The organism is Alteromonas sp. AWJ4_199, assembly GCF_056159165.1.
The window spans coordinates 2210916-2230451 of the sequence record NZ_JBSWUR010000001.1; the positions used below are offsets into that span (position 1 = coordinate 2210916).

Annotated in this window: 12 protein-coding genes and 1 tRNA gene; 6 read left to right on the forward strand and 7 right to left on the reverse strand. The window is 43.7% G+C overall.

Annotation, left to right across the window (positions count from 1 at the left end; all coding sequences use genetic code 11):
- Positions 1–75 precede the first annotated feature (75 nt).
- Together ACXAER_RS09665 and ACXAER_RS09670 are read right to left on the reverse strand one after the other, a co-directional pair.
- Positions 76–1029, reverse strand: a complete 954-nt coding sequence (locus ACXAER_RS09665; RefSeq protein ID WP_474828757.1) for a PDR/VanB family oxidoreductase — start codon at positions 1027–1029, stop codon at positions 76–78.
- A 19-nt stretch (positions 1030–1048) separates the two neighbouring features.
- Positions 1049–2092, reverse strand: coding sequence for a Rieske 2Fe-2S domain-containing protein (locus ACXAER_RS09670; protein ID WP_474805514.1), 1044 nt, complete (start codon positions 2090–2092; stop codon positions 1049–1051).
- Between the two features lie 210 nt (positions 2093–2302).
- Between ACXAER_RS09670 and ACXAER_RS09675 the strand changes: the two genes are divergently transcribed.
- On the forward strand, positions 2303–3013 hold the full coding sequence (locus ACXAER_RS09675; protein WP_474828759.1) for a GntR family transcriptional regulator: 711 nt from the start codon (positions 2303–2305) through the stop codon (positions 3011–3013).
- A 42-nt stretch (positions 3014–3055) separates the two neighbouring features.
- Here the strand turns inward: ACXAER_RS09675 and ACXAER_RS09680 are convergent, their stop codons facing one another.
- From ACXAER_RS09680 to ACXAER_RS09695, 4 genes are all read right to left on the reverse strand, one after another.
- Entirely contained in the window at positions 3056–4240 is a 1185-nt protein-coding gene (locus ACXAER_RS09680) for an MFS transporter (RefSeq protein WP_474828761.1), read from the reverse strand.
- A 399-nt stretch (positions 4241–4639) separates the two neighbouring features.
- Positions 4640–6346 (reverse strand): sulfatase family protein, encoded by a 1707-nt coding sequence (locus ACXAER_RS09685; RefSeq protein WP_474828763.1) that lies wholly within the window; start codon positions 6344–6346, stop codon positions 4640–4642.
- Positions 6347–6357: 11 nt separating this feature from the next.
- Positions 6358–8649: a beta-glucosidase gene (locus ACXAER_RS09690; RefSeq protein WP_474828766.1), complete on the reverse strand. Its 2292-nt coding sequence runs from the start codon at positions 8647–8649 to the stop codon at positions 6358–6360.
- A gap of 241 nt (positions 8650–8890) precedes the next feature.
- On the reverse strand, positions 8891–11230 hold the full coding sequence (locus tag ACXAER_RS09695) for a TonB-dependent receptor (RefSeq protein WP_474828768.1): 2340 nt from the start codon (positions 11228–11230) through the stop codon (positions 8891–8893).
- 592 nt (positions 11231–11822) lie between these two features.
- On the opposite strand from ACXAER_RS09695, the gene ACXAER_RS09700 reads away from it, so the two are divergent.
- From ACXAER_RS09700 to ACXAER_RS09715, 4 genes are all read left to right on the forward strand, one after another.
- Positions 11823–13484 carry a sulfatase family protein gene (locus ACXAER_RS09700; RefSeq protein ID WP_474828770.1) on the forward strand — a complete coding sequence of 554 codons (1662 nt, stop codon included), beginning with the start codon at positions 11823–11825 and terminating at the stop codon, positions 13482–13484.
- A gap of 10 nt (positions 13485–13494) precedes the next feature.
- Positions 13495–14892 (forward strand): sugar porter family MFS transporter, encoded by a 1398-nt coding sequence (locus ACXAER_RS09705; protein ID WP_474828772.1) that lies wholly within the window; start codon positions 13495–13497, stop codon positions 14890–14892.
- Positions 14893–14966: 74 nt separating this feature from the next.
- On the forward strand, positions 14967–15824 hold the full coding sequence (locus ACXAER_RS09710) for a helix-turn-helix domain-containing protein (protein WP_474828774.1): 858 nt from the start codon (positions 14967–14969) through the stop codon (positions 15822–15824).
- Positions 15825–16388: 564 nt separating this feature from the next.
- Positions 16389–18419: a multiheme c-type cytochrome gene (locus ACXAER_RS09715; RefSeq protein ID WP_474828776.1), complete on the forward strand. Its 2031-nt coding sequence runs from the start codon at positions 16389–16391 to the stop codon at positions 18417–18419.
- 334 nt (positions 18420–18753) lie between these two features.
- On the opposite strand, the gene ACXAER_RS09720 is transcribed toward ACXAER_RS09715, so the two are convergent.
- Positions 18754–18830: transfer RNA gene (locus tag ACXAER_RS09720), tRNA-Arg, on the reverse strand.
- A 265-nt stretch (positions 18831–19095) separates the two neighbouring features.
- On the opposite strand from ACXAER_RS09720, the gene ACXAER_RS09725 reads away from it, so the two are divergent.
- A complete protein-coding gene (locus tag ACXAER_RS09725) occupies positions 19096–19503 on the forward strand; it encodes a c-type cytochrome (protein ID WP_474828778.1) in 408 nt (135 codons plus the stop codon).
- The last annotated feature ends 33 nt before the right edge of the window (positions 19504–19536 follow it).

Below are 19536 nucleotides of genomic sequence, written 5' to 3' on the forward strand. Positions count from 1 at the left end.
TGCTTATAAAATAAAAGCTAGCAGTTTACTGCTAGCTTTTTTGCTTTAAATATAAAAAACTAAAACCTGTTAAAGTTAAAGATCCAATACCAGCTTTGTGCCTTTTGCTCGAGAACAACACGGTGTCATCAAGGCGCCATCCGCTTTTTCTTCTTCGTTTAAAAACACATCACGATGCTCGACGTCACCTTCCAGAACTTTTGTTACGCATGTACCGCAGACCCCTTCTTCACACGCAACAGGAAGAAAAATGCCGCTGTCTTCTAATTTGGTAAGAATGGTTTTATCTGCGGGAACGTGAATTATTTGACCGGTACTTTTTATCTCGACATCAAAAGCTTTATCTTCGTCACTTTCAAGGCTGCTTTTATCGATTGAAAAGTACTCTCGGTTTATTAGCGCCTCATTCCAACCAAGCGCAAGTGCACTTTCTATAACATCGTCAATAAATCGCTGAGGGCCGCACACATAAATAGGCATATGGGTAGATTTACTTTTCAAATAGTCCTTTACACTAAGTCGAGACGACTGAGTATCGTTAGAAAAGTAGAACTTCGTATTTGGCAACTGCCTTATTCTTTCGCCGTATGGCATTGCAGAGGAATTAGTTGCACACACACTAAATTCAAAGGGCAGCCCTTTTTCCTCGCATAACTCTGCCATAGGCAAAATAGGCGTAATGCCAATTCCTGCGGCAAGAAATAGCACTGTAGTACCCTTAGCGGTGTGGGTAAACGGGAAGTGATTTTTGGGTTCACTAATTTGTAGCTCATGACCTGCTTCCAACTCATCGTGAATAAACGATGAGCCACCACGGCTATTACTTTCACGCAGAATTGCAATTTCATAGTCGCTATTGTTAAAAGCGCCACACAAGGAGTATTGTCTGAGTAATCCATTAGCTAGATGCAGTTCTATGTGTGCACCGGGTTCCCATGACGCCAGACTTGTACCATCAACGGCACTTAGTTTAAGCCTTGTAATGTTATCGGTGAGCTTTTCTTTAAGTGTTATCTTTACGTTTTGCATAAACTTTATCTCCCGTGACTTAACGGCTTTCAGCTTTGATAGCGCGGGTTATCATTCTTCTGGCCATAACACCGCCAGAATCGATATCCAGCATGAGAAGCTGCCTATCGGGATATAAGTTTAAGTTCTTCTGTTGCTCTTCTAAGATTTCTTGATCTTCAGCAAATACCGCTCCCTGCTGCTGCTTAATTTGCTCAGTTAGTGCTGTATCATCAACTTTGAAATCTCGTGCCATTCCCCAAAAATAATGTATGGATTGGTCAGATTCTGGCGTAATAAAGTCGACAACGATACTGCCAGCCCTTTTATCTGGTGCCGCATTGATACCGCCTTCTCCCGCCACTGCCACACCCACTTCAATCATAATGTGGCTGGGTAAGTCGAAGCGACAAACTTGCCATCGGTCTACGCTTCCTTCTTTAGGTAAATCATTAGCTTCCAAAGCCGCTTGCCAAAATGGAGGGGCTACAATATTTTCCATAAAGCGTGAGGTCACAACCTGTGCACCCTCAACTTTTGTATTTACTGGTGCTTCTTCTATTTCTGATTGCCCGATACTTGTTGAGTGCACGTAGGTTTCGTGCGTGAGATCCATCAGGTTATCTACCATTAACCGATAATCGCAATTAATGTGATACAGCCCACCACCATAAGCCCAGTCAGGGCTATCAGCCCAAAATAGATTAGGTAACGCATCTTCATCTGCAAGGTCTTGTTCACCCGGCCACAGCCAGATAAAGCCGTACTTTTCGACGACTTTGAACGCTTTGATGCAAGGAAATTTGTCTACCCGCTGCTTGGGCATAGCGTCGGTTTTACCTTCTCTTCCCATCACTAGGCCATGATAGCCACACACCAACTTTCCATTTTCAACATAGCCTAGCGAAAGAGGTGCGCCGCGGTGGGGACAAAAATCTTCTACTGCAGCAACGGTTTTATTGCTATCACGGAAAAAAACCAGCGGCACATCGCAAATTGTACGTGCTAATGGTTTGTCAGAATTTACTTCATGTGAATAACACGCTACATACCATGTGTTTAGCGGATAAATTTTTTCTTTCATATTGTTGTCCCCATCCAAAATTGGATCCAATATATGCCATAACACGTTAAAATCAAGTTATTTAAACGTAAATTGGATCCAATAATTAAATAACGTGTCCTTTAAGGTCCTAAGCACCCTTGATAATCGCCAATTAGCAGGAAACAGGGCTTGAGTTGCACTGATTAAAAACGGTAAATTGGATCCAATTTCGATGTATGTAAGTGAATTATGAGCGAGACAAAAACGAACCCAGCCGTAGTAAGTATTCTTCGAGAGAAAATATTGATGGGTGAATTTCCTACTGGGAAGCGTCTGGCAGAAACGCAAGCTGCAGAAGCCTTGGGAGTATCAAGAACCCCGGTTCGTATTGCGCTGCGCTCTTTAGCGCAGGAAGGACTTCTTGAAAAGCTTCCTGCTAGAGGCTATCGAGTAAAAGAAGTCACGGTCACAGAAATTACGAATTCGGTAGAAGTGCGCGGTGTACTTGAAGGGCTAGCAGCCAGACAAGCGGTTGAGATAGGATGCAGCGAGCACACAATTGAACAGCTAAAAGCGTGCTTGGCACAAGGAGATGCACTATTTGTTGATGGCAGCATTGATGAGGCTGGCATAGAAGCATATCAACAGATGAACGAAACGTTTCACGATATTATTATCAACGCAAGCGGAAACACGTCGATTAAAAGTGCGTTGCAGCTAAATGAACATTTTCCTTTCGCCTCGGTAAGTGCCATTGCATACGACCCGAACCAACTAGACAGAGAGTTTCATCGCCTCAAATACGCTCATACACAGCATCATGCTATTGCAGATGCCATGATCAAAGGCCAAAGTGCGCGTGTGGAGGCTTTATTAAAAGAGCACTCTCTTGCCACTATCAATCATATCGACTTATTTAATTCCAATACGTATAAGCTATACAAGCCTAGAAAAATGTAGGCCCTAGGTGCATGAGGGCTCGCAGAGAATCTTAATTATCGGCTATTTGGCAACAAGCGGCTGCGCATGCTTTGTTTTTACAAGCGCTAGTAGCGCGGCCAAAAACGCTAACGCCGCAAATAGCATCAATACGTTATACAGACCACCAAACTCTACCTGAAGTAAGGTAACCAGAATTGGCGCACTAAATTGCCCAAGGAAAAATGCGCCAGTCCACAGTCCAGTGCCTTTTCCGCGAACATTTACTGGTAGCACTTTCAATACCCAGTTGAGTGTGGTGGGTAGTAACAAGCCAAAGCCCAAGCAGGCTATCACCACAGATACAGAAGTCATAACCAACGACGTGGAAACCGCCGCGCCCACATAGCCCATGGTAGCTAGTATTAGACCACCAGCTATAAGCGATGGGCCAGTTAACCCTTTGGCTTTTTTAAATGCGATAGACCCTAGCGCAACACCGATATTCGCAGCGGCACCAATCCCCCCAATGACACCTGGTGACACCTCGGCTGATAGCGCTAATATCTCTCCTAATTTAACGATGATGGTATAGAAGATTACACCAACAAATAACGTTGTTATAAGTATCGGAAGAATGTCGCGCCACGGCGTGCTCACGCCGGATGCGGTATTTTTAGAAGACGCGGAAGGTTCAAACAAAACCCGGTGGACTAAGAGGGCTATGGGTAGAGCGAGAATATACAATAAGAAAGGGCCTCTTGAGCCTAACAGCTCACCTAAAATACCGCCAAAGGCAATAAGTACTATTGCACTAATACTGACACTGGCAATTTGTATTGTTACCCATCGCTGACGTGCTTTACCCGTGTAGTAATCTGCAATGAGTGCTGTTGCGACCGTCATAATGGCAGCCTCTGCCATACCTAACACCACGCGAGATAAAATAATATGGAACAAATTAGTGAGGAAGAAGGGTGCAAGTCCAATGAATGCATAGATGATTAGCGCGGTAAGCAACACTGGCTTTCGGCCAACTCTATCTGATAGCCATCCGGCTATGGGAGAGAACAGCGCTACACAAAGCGCGGGGATTGTCATTGCCATTGGTACTAGAAATTCAGCGCCTTCTATATAGGCAAATTCTTTCATAAATAGCGGCAAAACTGGTACTAAAGAAATGATTGCCATAGTGGGCATAATGGCTGCTAAAACTAAAATCACACCATGTTTAGACGCCGCTACGCCTTGTTTATCTAAAGCAGTCATACAAGTACCCCTTCTGGTTTTTATTGTCTCTACCGCTTATCTCACTTGATAGTAATTTGCATAGGATTCGAAGGATAATTGTTCGCCTCGATATACAGGTATTGGCAATGGCGATACTTACTGTATGTGCTCATAAAAGGCCCATGTGACATATTCATGAGCGAGCTTTTCACTGATACGTGCTGGTCTAAGCTATGCGTTCTCTCTCCGGCTCGCCGCGAGCTAGATGTACTTTTTATCGCAAGGCAAATGTTTTAAGGAATAAGAGGTAGCAAATAGTTAGGTATTGTGAGATTACAAAAATAGCTACAGCCGGATTAGAAGGCTGTAGCAGATTTTTTTACAGAGAGATCCCTTTGAAGGCGCTGGCGCTGCCTTGCAGAGCCAGCTTAGTGGTGGCTAGTACATTAATGTGATAACTTCACTTTCTGCCCAGCCATAGCGTACCGCTTTGATGAAAAGCTTATTGTGCGCACTATCTGGTACAAAGCTTTTATCATAAACTTGCCATACTTTGTTGTCATAGCTATAGCCTATGGATGCACCTTCTGTTCTAGGGGCTATGAAAACTTTACCTGTGATCTCATCAATCTCGGCAACGGCAGGAAGGGTTGTTTGCTGCGCGTCATGACGATTTCCGCTATCTTGAATTAATACGCTCTCTTCAATTAAGTTGTAGTCACTACCAAGATTACGCCAGTTATCCAACTGCTCTCTGAAACGCGACAGGACATGGGCGTAATCAGGATTGCTCGCTAAGTTAACAAGCTGCTCGGCATCTTTTGATAAGTCATAAAGCTCCTCTGGCTCCTTGCTGTCGAACCATTTTTTCTGCTGGGCTGTAAGCGTGTTGCTCGCTTTAGCATTGTTCAACGCTTTAACTGATGACAGTACGTTTCTGAATTTAATTTCAGAGCCATTTGGTTGGGTAGCGTAGTTGCGTACGTACTGATATTTTTCGTCTAACACGTAGTAAGAGCGAAGATCGACAGCGTCCATTCTGGCACGGTCAGCAAAAATATAGTGCCGTTTGACCGGTGCGTCATCAGACAAATCAATTCCCTGCATATAGGGCAACCTTTCGATGCCTGCAAAACCCAACAGGGTTGGCGCTATGTCTTCAAAAGACACTAACCTGTCTATCATTTGGCCACTTCCTGGCATCCAATCAGGTTTATATTTTTCAGGAATGTGCATAATCATTGGCACTTTGATACCTGATACTAACCCTTCGCGCTTACTGCGAGGCAACGCATCACCATGGTCGGTGGTAAATATAAAGATGGTGTTGTCCCACAGTTTATCTTTCTTCAAATTCTCGATGACAGCCCCAACTTGTTGGTCCATCACCTCGATATTCTCATAAAACCTCGCGATTTCCTGCCGCGTTTCTTTTGTATCGACTAAATAAGGAGGCACCGTAATTTTATCTAAGTCGGGTGTACTGAATTGGTAGTTTGCGCGGATCCCTTCACTAATTTGGTTCATTTGCTGTAAATGAGGTGGCGTATTTTCTGGTATAAACAGCGCTGACTCGTGTGTAATAAAAGGGTTTAAGTTTAGGAAAAACGGTTTACCCTGCAGGTCATGTGTTCTCCATGCCGAAGGCACTAGCGAGTCTTCAGGGTTGCGAACATTTCCGTTAGCACTCCAAATAGTAAAAGGCCCCACGCCAACGGCACCTTTGGCAAATTGGTAGTCGGTCTTGATATCGTTGTAAGTAAAGTAGCCATTTTTACGAAGAATTTCAGGATAGGCTTTGACCTGTGCAGGCGGAACACCAAAATACTCTCTGTCTGCAGTACGCATATGCTGAAGGCCTACTCTGTGTGGCGGAGCACCAGTGATAAGCCCCGCTCTAGATGGTGCGCAAACACCAGCCATGGTATACACATTGTTGAACATTACGCCTTCGTTAGCCAAGCTGTCTAAATTTGGCGTACGCGCAACGTCGTCACCATAGGCACCAATACGCGCGCTTAAATCTTCTGCCACAACAAGAACGATATTCGGCTTTTCGCTGTCTCGTTGCTCATTAAATTCAGCGCTCATTACCTGTGACGTATTCGCCGCTAATAATGCTATCGCTATAAGTTTTCTTAACATCGCAATCTCCTTTAAAGCGGCTGGTAAATGGGGCTTTTCAACTCAAGGGGCTGGGTTGAGAAAATGTTTTTAGATGAAGAAGCAAGATGCACGTCATACAACCCGGCCTCGGCGTACCAAGCGTTCTTTTCTGTATTGAACGACATGAGATCTTCTGCGGTTAAGGTAAACACTACATCTTCTGACGCCTTGGGCGCTAACAGCGATGTTTTAGCGAAATGCTTCAACTGCTTTTTAATTAAGGATTGTGGGCCTTGTGGTGCACCAATATAAAGCTGAACGACGTCTTTGGCTGGCACCTCCCCGGTATTAGTAACCGTTACCTTAACTTTCACCTCATCTGAAAAAGACGTACTGCTTAAAGACACGTTTTGATAGCTAAAGTTAGCGTATGACAGGCCAAAGCCAAAAGGAAATGCTACCGCTTCGTTCGCTCCATCAAAGTACCTGTAGCCTACTCGTGTCCCCTCTTGATAAACAACTTTAGATGGTTGAGAGCCGGTTATGCCATTTGGTTCTGCTTCTTTATCGGTGATAAAACCAGGAAAGCCTTTATCTGATGGATAATCTTCAAGCTTAAGTGGCCATGTTGATGCAAGCTTGCCTGACGGGCTTACTTCACCAGTAAGTATATCAGCCACAGCATTACCCGCTTCTTGTCCAGGTAGATGAGTAAGCAATATGGCGTCAGCTTTTTCTTTCCAGCTCTGCGTCTCGATTACACCGCCAACATTTAAAAGAACGATAAAAGGTTTGTTTTTGGCCGAGAAAGCGCGTGATAGCTCAGTCAAAAGAGCCTGTTCATGTTCTGTAAGATAAAAGTCTTCACGCTCTCTATCTACGAACTCTCCTGAATTGCGACCTAAAGTAAAGATGGCAACATCGTGGGTTTGTGCAAGCGCTTCAGCCATTGTTGTTGATATGTCTAATTCACCTAGTGCAGGGCTTGGCATCATGTCCGCTAAAGGATGGTGGGATACAGGCAAATTGGCAGTTTCAGTTGCAATGTGTTTATCGTAACGTAATGATAATTCCTCGCTTAAATGTATTCCTGCGTTCTTAAGCCCTTGCGCTATTGAAATACTGTAAGCTTCATGAACATCGCCACTGCCAGTGCCGCCAATCGCTGTTTGATACGAACTATTACCAAGCAACGCAACTGAAGCACCAGCCTGTAAAGGTAGTGCCTGGTGTTCATTTTTAAGCAGTACCATCCCTTCTGTAGCGATTTCGCGAGCGAGTTTGGCATGTTCTTGAAGGGGGGGGTTGTTGGTGATCGTGCTTTTCTTAAACGAGTGGGTTTTGACAATTAGATTCAAAATATTGCTAACGTTACGATCTAAAACAGACTCTTCTAGTGCACCGTTTTCAACGGCACCTTTGATGATAGCATTTTGATGATCCATACCAGGCATCAGTAAATCGTTGCCCGCCGACATTTGCTTTACGGGATTATCGCCACCAAACCAATCCGTCATCACAATGCCGTCGAACCCCCACTGGTGACGAAGGGTGTCCGTTAAAATAGCACTGCTTTCTGATGTATATTCGCCATTTACTTTATTGTACGAAGACATTAACGCCCATGGTGCGCTCTCTTTTATGGCAATTTCAAACCCTTTTAAATAGATTTCCCTAAACGTTTTTTCATCCACTTCTACATCAATTTGATCACGATTCCATTCGTGGTTGTTAGCAACAAAGTGCTTTAGCGTTGCACCTACCCCCTGGTATTGCAGGCCTTCAACATACGCAGCAGACATCATTCCACTTATAACGGGATCTTCAGAAAAATACTCAAAGTTCCGCCCTCCCATTGCATGCCGGTGTATATTCAATGCAGGCGCTAGCATCACATCAATGCCGTACGCTTTGGCCTCATTACCTACGGCTTGCCCAAATTTTTGAACAAGAGGAAGGTTCCAGCTTGAACCGATTAAGGTGGCGATAGGAAAAGCAGTGGCGTAAAAGGTTGCTTCATGGTCATCTCTAGTGGGCGAGATACGCAAACCTGCAGGTCCGTCGGCAAAAACGATGGAAGGAATACCTAGTCGCTCAATCGCATACGTTGTTCCTGCGGCGCCAGGCACTTTATCTTTAGTTACACCGACTTGCGGCCCACCGGTTTCCATGGCCATACCCGTTCCTCGAACAAGCATTACCTTTTCATCTAGCGTCATTGCTTTAACAATGTCTTCCACTGGCGCGTTGCCAAGTTTAAGCTCGTCTGACGTATTAGCTGAAGAAAAAGTGGGTACGGAGAGAAAAACCATCAAAACAGAGCATCTTTTTATAAACTTCATATGAATTTTTTCCATGCAGTATGCGCGCTTTTGCCCTGTTTGCCAGGCCATGTAAATCGCAACATCGTCGAAAAATTTTAAAACAAAATTAACAAATTATGCTAAAAGAATCACAAAGTGAGAAATAGTTGATAATTTGGATATATAACTATCGTTAAAAACGATAGTTACAGGATATCGAATTTTTTGGGTCTTTAATGAGTGAAAAGTGCGCTAGGCGCAGGCCTAGCGCTTTAGTTGATTAGAACTCTTGAGATACTCTTATACCAATGGTACGCATTGAGTTAAGTCCCCATGTCTGTACGGTTGAGGCTAACCCGGCATTGTTTTCACCTGCGTCAAAACCAATAGAAACTGGATATTTTTCATCAGTACAGTTATTGCAGAAAACAGAGACGTTTAAGCCATCGTAGGTAGAGATACCGGCACTCAAATTTAAGGTTGTTATTGCATCAAGTTCTCTCTGAGGCGAACCAATGCCATAAGACGTTTCCGAGCGATAGTATACGTTTGCATTCACAAAGCCGTACATGTTTTCGGTCAACTCTTGTTCATAGTTTGCTTGCAGCGTTGAAGTAATATCAGGTGCCATTGGAAGCGTGTAACCCGAGGCATCAAAAAACGCATCGTCAGGACCACAAACTTCAGAATCCGGCGTACACGATGCACCTTCAAAACTATCAAACGTTGCGTCTAGTAATGACGTGTCCCATTGGAGCGTGAGGTTTTCAGTTGCCATGGCCTTTAATGAAATTTCAGCACCTCGGGACGTTACGCTTGCCGCATTTTGAATAATGAACGCTTGAGCGTCTAGATTAAACGACTGCGCTTGGTAGTTATCAAAATCAGTGTTAAACACAGACACGTTCAAGATAACCTTGTTATCTAGCAGTCTGCTCTTTACACCGGCCTCGAACGTGGTCGATATTTCATCTTCAACTGCAAATGGAATATCAGGGTTACCTTGGTTATCTGTATTAAATCCAGGTGCTTTATAGCCTTGCCCAATCGATGCGTACAGCATGACCTTATTGGTGTACTCATAGTTAGCGCCCAGCTTCCAACTGACGTTGGTATTATCGACTGATTCTTGGAATCGACCACGCGGGCCACCTATCCCTACAAAGTAATTACGCTGCATTTGTAAAACGTCTGTTGAAATATCGTCTTGCGTAACGCGAGCACCTGCGACTGCCGTAAATTTATCGGTCAAGTAAAAATCGAACTGACCAAAAACAGCATAGCTTTCCTGTTTTAGCTCAGTATCGCTGTCGTTCCCTAAGAAAACGTCATTGCTATACGGGCATTCTGGCGGCGGTCCAGAAATCTCTGCGCCAACGCAAAATGGGAACCCAACTGCAACAAATGGAGGAGGGCCTTCAACGTCTAAGCTGTTGGTCATACCAGAGGTAGAATTAAAGTAGAAAAGTCCAACCTGCCCTGAATAATCGTCATTTTTTGGGAATACGAGTCGCACTTCGTTTGAATATTGCTCGTAGTCGTTGGTATTTGGGTTATCAACAATGTCTCTTCTAGATGCAAAGTCATTGTGCAAATTAGTATCGCTTTCAAAGTAACGCCACGCAGCAATATTAATGAGCTCTATACCGCTATCAAACTCATACGCCAACTCAACTTGCGCTCCACCTGTCTCTACGTCGCTAAACATTGCACCATCTGAATTGTTGGTCATATTTTCAGGGCCTGGAACAATATTGTCTGGCTCAAAAAAGTCCAATAACTCACTGTTTGGATCTACGGTTCGATAGGTTCGGCTGTAGCGCTCAGCCGTGCCTTCGTTTTCGTTATAATCGGCAATCGCGTATAAAGAAAAGGGGCCATCTTCATAAAGGTACTTAACTTTAATCCCCGATTTATCCTGACCTAAGTCTGTTCTTACATCGTCATTAGGAAACACGTTTTCGATAAGCGGATCTTGAGACGATTTGAGCAGATTTACACGAAGCGCTGAATTATCTGAAACAGGAACATTTACCGTCCCTCGGATAATGTGCCCTTTGGCATCAGTGGGCGTGGTATCTCTGTAGTTATATTCTAATGAGACATTACCTGAGAATTCATCAAACTCAGGCCTTCTTGTTGTAATGTTTACCAAACCTGCGGATGCGTTTTTACCAAATAACAAGCCTTGAGGACCGTTAAGCACTTCAACAGAGGCAATGTCGTTGAATGGTTGGCCAGCAAGCGCATTTCGCCCTAAGCTTACGCCGTCAATTGCCAACGCCACACTCGGGTCAATGGTTTCTGCAAACACTTGAGTGCCAATACCGCGAATGGCAAAGGTGTTGTCTTGCCCTAGTTGTAATGTAGGCGCCAGCGTTGAAAGTTGAGTGATTTCATTGATGCTTTGTTTTTGTAAATCGTCAGAAGATAATGTTTGTACACTTACCGGTACTTTCTGAATATCTTGCGAAGTACGCTGTGCTTTAACCATAATTACTTCAAAGCCTTCAGAGTCTTTGGCTTCGGTTTCAGCGTTCTGCGCAACGGCTGATTGAGCAAAAACAGCTGCTATAAGGGTTACCAGCGCTGATTGTTTAAATTTTGATGTGCTTTTCATGTGTCCCTCTTCTCAGTAGTCATTCGAGAGTGTTATTTGTGCCGCGTCATTAAAGTGCGTTATGTGCTAGCTAGTTTCACAAAGCGGTCTTTGAATCTAGCCACCCAACGGTTTACAAGAATTTAACCAAATAGAAACGTTTGAACACTCCGATTTCGTGATACCCACCTATCGCAAACTATGATACTTAGCAAAACGTTTAACACCTAAGCTCTAAACGCAGCTAAACCCGTGGACTTCGTTCCTTTATTGAGCCGAGTAAACATCGAAAAAAATAACGGCAACAGCGTCTATCGAGTATAGAGATATTTAGTATCTGTAATTTCGATTTTTACCTTATCGCGGCTTTTCCTAGGATCGGTAGTTACTGAAATGTTAAAAGTAATTTGTTTCATGACCAGCGATGAAATTCACGCTGTAGGTTACATTCGCTACAGGTAGTTCAGCGCTTGATTGGGGCACGCATTACTTTTCCATATCTTACTTCACCTCGACATGATCACATTACATTTTGCTTGAACCATCAGACGACTGTGAAGTTTCGCAATAGTGTGAGCCGCTAAGGCGGCGCACTTTTTTTGGAGAGCATAAATTGAAGCGCACATTGAAGGTTTTTATCACGGTTTGCAGTGTACTTACTCTTATTGGTCAGGCCTCGGCAACTGAAAGCGAGCATAGCCAGAAGCGAAACATTGTATTTGTATTAGTTGATGATCTTCGATATGACGGGATGGGCTTCATTCAGCCTACGCTCCAAACCCCCAATATTGATGATTTGGCATCAACCGGCGTGCACTTCACAAATGCATTGGTGACTTCGTCTTTGTGCTCACCTAGCCGTGCATCAATTTTGACAGGCATGTCTACTCGCAATCATAAGATCGTTGATAATAATAATTCTAGCGAAGAAGGGTTAACCTTTTTCCCTCAGTATTTACAAGACGCGGGCTACCAAACGGGCTTTTTTGGGAAATGGCATATGGGGTCTCACTCAGATATGCCCCGTAAAGGCTTCGATAAATGGGTAAGTTTCACCGGTCAGGGCACCTATTATCCGCAAGACCGGGTACCTCCACCATTACGCAACAAAGGGATTGTAAACCAGCTAAATGTGGATGGTGTTCACGTTGATCAAAAAGGCTATATCACAGATGAGTTAACCGACTATGCACTTGAGTGGCTAGATAACGATATCGACCAAACACAGCCATTTTTACTTTATCTAAGCCATAAAGCAGTGCATTCAGATGCAACGCCTGCCGCTCGCCACAAGGACCAGTACAAGGATGTCGAATTTACATTGCCTGAAAGCGCAAAGGTGACAAAAGAAGATGCTAAAAACAAGCCTATGTGGGTTCACAATCAAAGAAATAGCTGGCATGGCGCCGAATTTTTCTATGCCAGTGACAGAAGAATGCGTGACTACTTAAAAAATTATTACGCTACGTTGTCAGCGGTAGACGATGGTTTAGGCGAAATTATTAGCTATCTGAAAAAGAAAAACCTCTTTGATAATACTATGGTTGTTTTCTACAGCGATAACGGCTTTATGATTGGGGAACACGGCCTAATTGATAAGAGAAATGCTTATGAAAGCTCTATAAAGGTACCGCTTGTTATAAGTGCTCCCGGTCTACTTCCTGAAGGAGAGAGCAACCATACATTAGTGCGAAACCTTGATTTAGCCCCAACATTTCTAGACCTTGCTGGTATAGCGGCACCAAGTCACTTCGAAGGGAAAAGCTTCTTACCCGTTGCCACTGGTGCAGTAAAGGAAGAAGAGTGGAATGCCCCAGACTTTGTGTACGAGTATTACTGGGAATATTCATTTCCTATGACCCCAACCACATTCTCAATACGACGAGGCGACCTTAAATACATTCAGTACCACGGCGTTTGGGACATAGAAGAACTGTATGATTTAAGTACTGACCCCGATGAGCGAAAAAACTTAATTCGCCACCCTGATTACGCAGAAAAGCTGCTTCCTCTTCGCAAAGCGCTTTATCAATCTTTATTTCCAGCAACAGGTGCAAAGCCTTCGGTTCCTTTCAACGCTCGCCTTTCAGAGGGGTTGAACTTACGCAAAAAAGAGGGTTCAGAAGCTGCTCCCTTTCCCGATTGGTGGAAAGTAGAACCTAATAGATTTGATAAATACAACGGCTTATTCCCTGATACTCCTTTGAAGATAGAAAAGGAAAGAAAAGGTGAGCTTTACTTTCCCTTCATGGAAAGTCTGAATAAAAACAACTAGGAGAAAGTTTGTGCAACAAGCAAACACTAACGAAAACCGATTCACTATTATTCTTGTCAGCTTGGTAGCGACTATTGGCGGTTTTTTATTTGGTTTCGACAGTGGCGTGATTAATGGGACCATCGACGGACTGCAATCGGCGTTTAATGCCGATGATGTAGGCACAGGTTTTAACGTTGCATCAATGCTATTAGGTTGTGCCATTGGCGCTTTTTTTGCGGGGAAATTAGCAGATATTTTTGGTAGGAAAAGCCTGCTGATTGTCGCAGCAGTTTTTTTTATTATCTCAGCATTAGGCTCGGGGCTCGCTAGTAGCTCGATTGAATTTGTTATATACCGCGTACTTGGAGGGATAGCTGTAGGGGCAGCTTCCGTCATGTCACCGGCTTATATTGCAGAAATTGCACCAGCTAGATACAGGGGCGCTTTGGCGACTATTCAACAAGTTGCCATTATTACTGGTCTCTTCTCGGCATTTGTTAGCAACTATGCATTGGCGCTATCGGCAGGCAAATCAACTGGCATATTGTGGGCAGAATTTGAAGCCTGGCGTTGGATGTTTTGGGTAGAACTTGCCCCAGCAAGTTTGTTTTTTTTCGCACTGTTCTTTATACCAGAAAGCCCAAGATATTTAGTTTTCTCTGGAAAACAAGAAAAAGCCAAAAGCGTGTTAAGTGCGCTTTTTGGAGAACAGCAGGCCAATCTTATATACCACGAAATATCTGACTCGCTGCAAGCTGATCATAAGCCTTCAATGCGAGACATTTTCGACACATCAACGAACAAAGTTAGGCCCGTTGTGTGGGTAGGTATTGGTCTAGCCGTTTTACAACAGCTTGTTGGTATAAATGTGGTGTTTTATTACGGTGCCGTATTGTGGCAAGCCGTTGGGTTTACAGAGTCAGATGCATTACTAATAAATATACTCAGTGCAGGGCTAAGTATCTTTGCTTGTATTATTACCATTACCTTGATCGATAAATGGGGCCGAAAGCCCATACTCACTGTCGGCTCTGTCGGTATGGCAACAGCACTAGCGTTAATGGTTATCGCATTTCAAAGCGGACAATTTATAGAAGGACAGCTTCAGCTGCCGGGTCATATGGGAACACTCGCTCTAGTGGCGGCTAATGTTTACGTTTTCTTCTTTAACTTATCGTGGGGGCCCGTGATGTGGGTAATGTTAGGTGAAATGTTTCCTAATCAAGTAAGGGGGTCTGGTTTAGCTATAAGTGGCCTTGCACAGTGGAGCGCCAACTTCCTCATTACAATAACCTTCCCAATATTGCTTTTAGCAATTGGTTTGGTTGGTGCTTATAGTCTTTACGCGCTTGCTGCATTTTTATCTATTTTCTTTGTCGTGAAGTTCGTGAAAGAGACGAAAGGCAAATCACTTGAAGCAATGTAACAGCAACACCAAAAGTGACGCTATTGTCATCAACTCTCGTCAAGCAGGGAAATGGTTCACGACGGAGGTCAAAATTGACCGCTAAAAATCTCGAGCTCTATGTAGAGAATAGCTTTGACGAGTTCGAAGCTTTCTTTCATGGCGAAGCACTGACCGTTCGTAGTCAGCTACACGGGTGGAAGGTACTACCTCATCGTCACAAGGCGCTTTGCCAAATTTTTGTTATCACGACCGGCGGTTGCAGAGTTCAACTCGATGACAGAAATACGATAGTGACCGCTCCCTGCGCGCTTTTTATACCTGAAAATGTTGTTCATGGATTTGATTGGGAGGTGGGGTCGAAAGGGCATGTATTATCTGTTGTTTCACCCGTGGTAAAACAAATAGCACAGAATGTAGATTCCTTGGGTTTCATTGACGATGCATTGATAGGGAATTTAGACGGAAAGTACATACATGATATCGTCTATTTGTGCCAAAAGCTGGAAGACGAAGCCCGGAACGTCTTCGCTTGTAGCGGGGCGATGACAATAGCATTACTTCAACAACTTTTAATTATCCTCGGTAGGGTTGAGCCATCAACAAGTCAACCTGTGATTAAGCCGTCTAGATCTGAACACAAAGTCCGCTTTTACGAGATGCTAATTAAGAAGTATGGATGCGAACAACACAAAGTGAAATGGTACGCGAATAAGATAGGAGTAAGTAGCGCTCATCTTAATGTAATTTGCAGGCAGTATTCTCAATCGAGCGCTTCAGAATTGATTTACAGGTACTTATTAGATGAGGCGAAAAGGCTTTTGATTTTTTCGAATATCAACATCTCTGCCATAGCAGAGCGTCTGGGTTTTCAAGACCAAGCTCATTTCACTAAATTTTTTAAGAAAGCGACTCACTATACACCTTCTAGTTTCCGCAAAAACCACAAATAAAATGGCCCGCCCTAGAGGATTCGAACCTCTGACCTCGGCCTCCGGAGGAGGCGACTTTGCGAAATTAAACAGGCCTATTGATTGGTTTTCCCAGTAAGTACTGCCTGATCGAGCAGATTCTAAGTCACACCTGCCAAACATCTAAAACGCCATTTATGATTAGTTAATTGACACTTTTAATTAAGTAGCCATGCTAAAAGGTAACTTTCATAACTACTCTTGAATAAAGTTGAATCTCAAACCAGAAATACCATCTTTATCTGTCGTTAAAAAACATATTAAGTTAAATCGTATTCTCTTTTGTTTTTTAATTTACTTCATTTCGCGCTTTACATACTTAACAAGAAAGTGAAAGTTAATCGAACGTTAGCGACCGTACCTCTACCGTGATATTTTATGATTGTTTTTTGTTACTTTTGGCTTTCTTAATTAATGTTACGACTGTGCTTTTTACTCACTCTTATTGGTATTTCGTTCAACTCTTTTGCGAACGAGGCGCACCAGTGTGGTGCTTGTCATGAGAAGGAGTTAAACGGTTGGCTCGAGTCTGACCACAGTAAAGCAATGGCTATTGCCTCAGAAAGCACGGTTCTAGGCGATTTCAATGACACGACGTTTACACACTTCAATCAAAAAGCCACATTCTTTAAAAAAGAAAACAAGTTCTTTGTAAAGTTTCAAGAAGATAAAACTGAGCCAATAGATTACGAAGTCAGCTATGTGTTCGGTCACTTCCCTCTTCAGGAATATCTCATCAAAACTGGACGGGGGAAAATGCAGGTCTTTCCATTTGCATGGGACTCAAGAGATAAGTCGAGTGGCGGTCAAAAGTGGTACCCCATATATCCCGACGAGGAGATAAGCAGGCAGGATAGGCTGCATTGGCTTCAACCTTTGCAAAACTGGAATGGTATGTGTGCGGACTGCCACTCATCAGGATTAAAGAGAAACTATGATGATGAAAAAGACACTTTTAGTACTGTGTGGAATGAAATTAACGTTTCTTGTCAATCATGCCATGGTTACGTTGACGACAATCATTATGCTGGTAACGGCTCTACTCACTCGGTTCTTTCTGAGAGCGAACAGCAAGATATTGGCAACTGGCTGTTAGGCAAAGGCAAAAAGATAGCCACGTGGGAAGGTCCTGAACGCGATAATAGCTTCATGGAGCGCTGTTTTGCATGTCATTCACTTCGCACCCCACTCACCGACGGTATTACGCCATCCGAACCGTTCTTATCGCAATTCAAGCCTGCTTTGTTGACGACGCCTCAATATCATTTAGATGGTCAGATACAGGGTGAAGTCTACGTTTATGGCTCATTTTTACAGAGCAAAATGTTTGAGGCCGGCGTGAACTGTAACGACTGTCATAACCCTCATACTGCGAAAGTGAAAGTCGAAGGAAATGGATTATGTTTACAGTGCCACCAAGCATCAGCATACAATGACATCAAGCATCATAAGCACGAACCCGATAGCCAGGGCTCACAATGTGTAAATTGTCATATGCCTACGAATACTTACATGGGCGTTGATAAACGAAGAGATCATAGTTTCAAGGTCCCAGCACCGCACCTTACTGAAAAATTTGGCACGCCTAACGCCTGTAATAGCTGCCACGAAGACAAAGGCCCGCGATGGGCGCAAGACAAAATCGACGAGTGGCATGGCCCGTCAGCGCCTTCACACCCTGCTGAAATGCAATATATGGTATTGCTAAGTGGCGACACCTTGACACCCAATAGTCACTTTTCCTTAGCAAAAAACAAAGCACTGCCTGATATAAAACGAGCGACTGTCGTTTCACTGCTTCCCGCTTCAGTTCAAAATCTAGCGTATAAGTATGCCAAAATGCTGGCCAATGACGAGAGCCCGCTAGTTCGTCTAGCATTTTCCGATATTTCATTTCTTGTCGATAAACACAGACGCGTCGAGCTTCTAAAAGCGCTTTTAGCAGATGAATATAAAGCGATTAGGGTCTCGGCTGCTGAACAGCTCATTGCTTCGGGAAAAGTAGCACTTATTCCCGCAACTGTATTAGACGAGTTATACGAAGCCTCTCAACAGAGCCTCTGGCGGGGTGAAGGAAACTTAAACGCTAGTCTTATACAAGCAAATCAAGGTAACTTTAAGAGAACAAGAGATTTTCTTGAAGCTGGTATATCCCGAGACCCCTTTTTTGAACCCAATTATATAAACCTAGCAAATTTATACCGTTCTTTAGAGGATAATACTTTAGAGGCAGCAACGCTTAAAAAAGGTATAAATGCTAATCGACACTCATCGTTAATGCATTACGCAGAAGGAATGCGCTTAATACGCAGCCAAGATTTAAACACTGCAATAGAACACCTTACCACTGCCACCGATATCGAGCCAACAAACAGTAACTATCTATACATTTTGTCGTTAGCGCTAGACAAAGCTGGCAAAACGCGACGAGCTATTGAGTTGTTAAAAATACAGAATCCACGCGTTGAAGGTCGTTATGAAGTGCTACAACTCGGATTGACTTTATCCCAAAAGATGGGGCTCAACGATGAATTTACATACTTTAGAAAAGAACTTGAGAAAATTCAGCGCCCGTAGATGCGCGAGAATTACGTAACTGTTTGTTAAACCACTTTTAGGATAAAAACTGAAATGTCTGAAAAGTTAGGTGATATTGAAGATATGGATGGCGGTATCAAGCGTCAGACACTTGCATATAATGACGATTCTATGACCGTGAAAGTATCTCGGCTTTAAGCAACCAGTCGCGGTATTCGACGAATAGCGCAAGGCGGCCTAATTTAGCGAGTGGTGCACTTTGGAGTTGAGTTCGCGGGCCGCCGACGCCAGACAATAATTGGTCACAATCTGTTCAAAGGCCACTTTTGAATTACTTGTGACCAAAAATAGCAAAGGGCAAAAAAGAGGGTAATGGCCCGCCCTAGAGGATTCGAACCTCTGACCTCGGCCTCCGGAGGGCCGCGCTCTATCCAGCTGAGCTAAGGGCGGTTTGTAGTACCAGTGAGATAATCACCGAGCGTTTACTGTAATGAACTACGTGGCTAAACGTATGTAGCAAACGGGGCGTAATAATACTGACGCCACGGGCTGGCTTCAACTCATTTATTAAAATCTCTTTAGTTGGCTTGGCATCAGTGTTAAAAATCCTTACTTTTTATGGGTAATTGGCTTCAAATAGTTGTTCAACCCCAATTAACCGTTATAATCTGGCCAGTTATATTTTAAACAAATTCATCATTGCCTGGAGACAGATGTGAAATTAAAGACTTGGTTAACTGTTGCTGCTACTGCGCTAACTGTATTTGCAGCACAAGCACAAGAAATGAGTAACGATGAAATTGCCGATCGCATTAAGCCGGTAGGTCAAGTACACGTTGCAGGTGCAGCAGCTGAAGGTAGTGCAGGCGCAGCGGGCGGCGCGAAGTCAGGCGAAGACGTTTATAACTCTGCATGCGTTGCGTGTCACGCAGCGGGCGTTTTAGGTGCTCCTAAGCTTCAAAATGCAGCTGATTGGCAGCCTCGTTTGGACGAGCGCGGTCTTGATGGTGTATGGCAAAACGCGCTGAACGGTATTAATGCTATGCCTCCTCGTGGTACCTGTGGCAACTGTTCTGATGACGAAATTAAAGCCGCTATTGAGTACATGATTGAAGGTATTTAGTACCTGATAAATAGCAACAATTTGATTGAAAAC

Bases quoted from the DNA above. Each gene is read 5' to 3' on its own strand.
- ACXAER_RS09680 (WP_474828761.1), bottom strand. From the start codon at position 4,240: ATGACTGCTTTAGATAAACAAGGCGTAGCGGCGTCTAAACATGGTGTG.
- ACXAER_RS09665 (WP_474828757.1), bottom strand. From the start codon at position 1,029: ATGCAAAACGTAAAGATAACACTTAAAGAAAAGCTCACCGATAACATT.
- ACXAER_RS09695 (WP_474828768.1), bottom strand. From the start codon at position 11,230: ATGAAAAGCACATCAAAATTTAAACAATCAGCGCTGGTAACCCTTATA.
- ACXAER_RS09675 (WP_474828759.1), top strand. From the start codon at position 2,303: ATGAGCGAGACAAAAACGAACCCAGCCGTAGTAAGTATTCTTCGAGAG.
- ACXAER_RS09670 (WP_474805514.1), bottom strand. From the start codon at position 2,092: ATGAAAGAAAAAATTTATCCGCTAAACACATGGTATGTAGCGTGTTAT.
- ACXAER_RS09685 (WP_474828763.1), bottom strand. From the start codon at position 6,346: ATGTTAAGAAAACTTATAGCGATAGCATTATTAGCGGCGAATACGTCA.
- ACXAER_RS09715 (WP_474828776.1), top strand. From the start codon at position 16,389: ATGGCTATTGCCTCAGAAAGCACGGTTCTAGGCGATTTCAATGACACG.
- ACXAER_RS09690 (WP_474828766.1), bottom strand. From the start codon at position 8,649: ATGAAGTTTATAAAAAGATGCTCTGTTTTGATGGTTTTTCTCTCCGTA.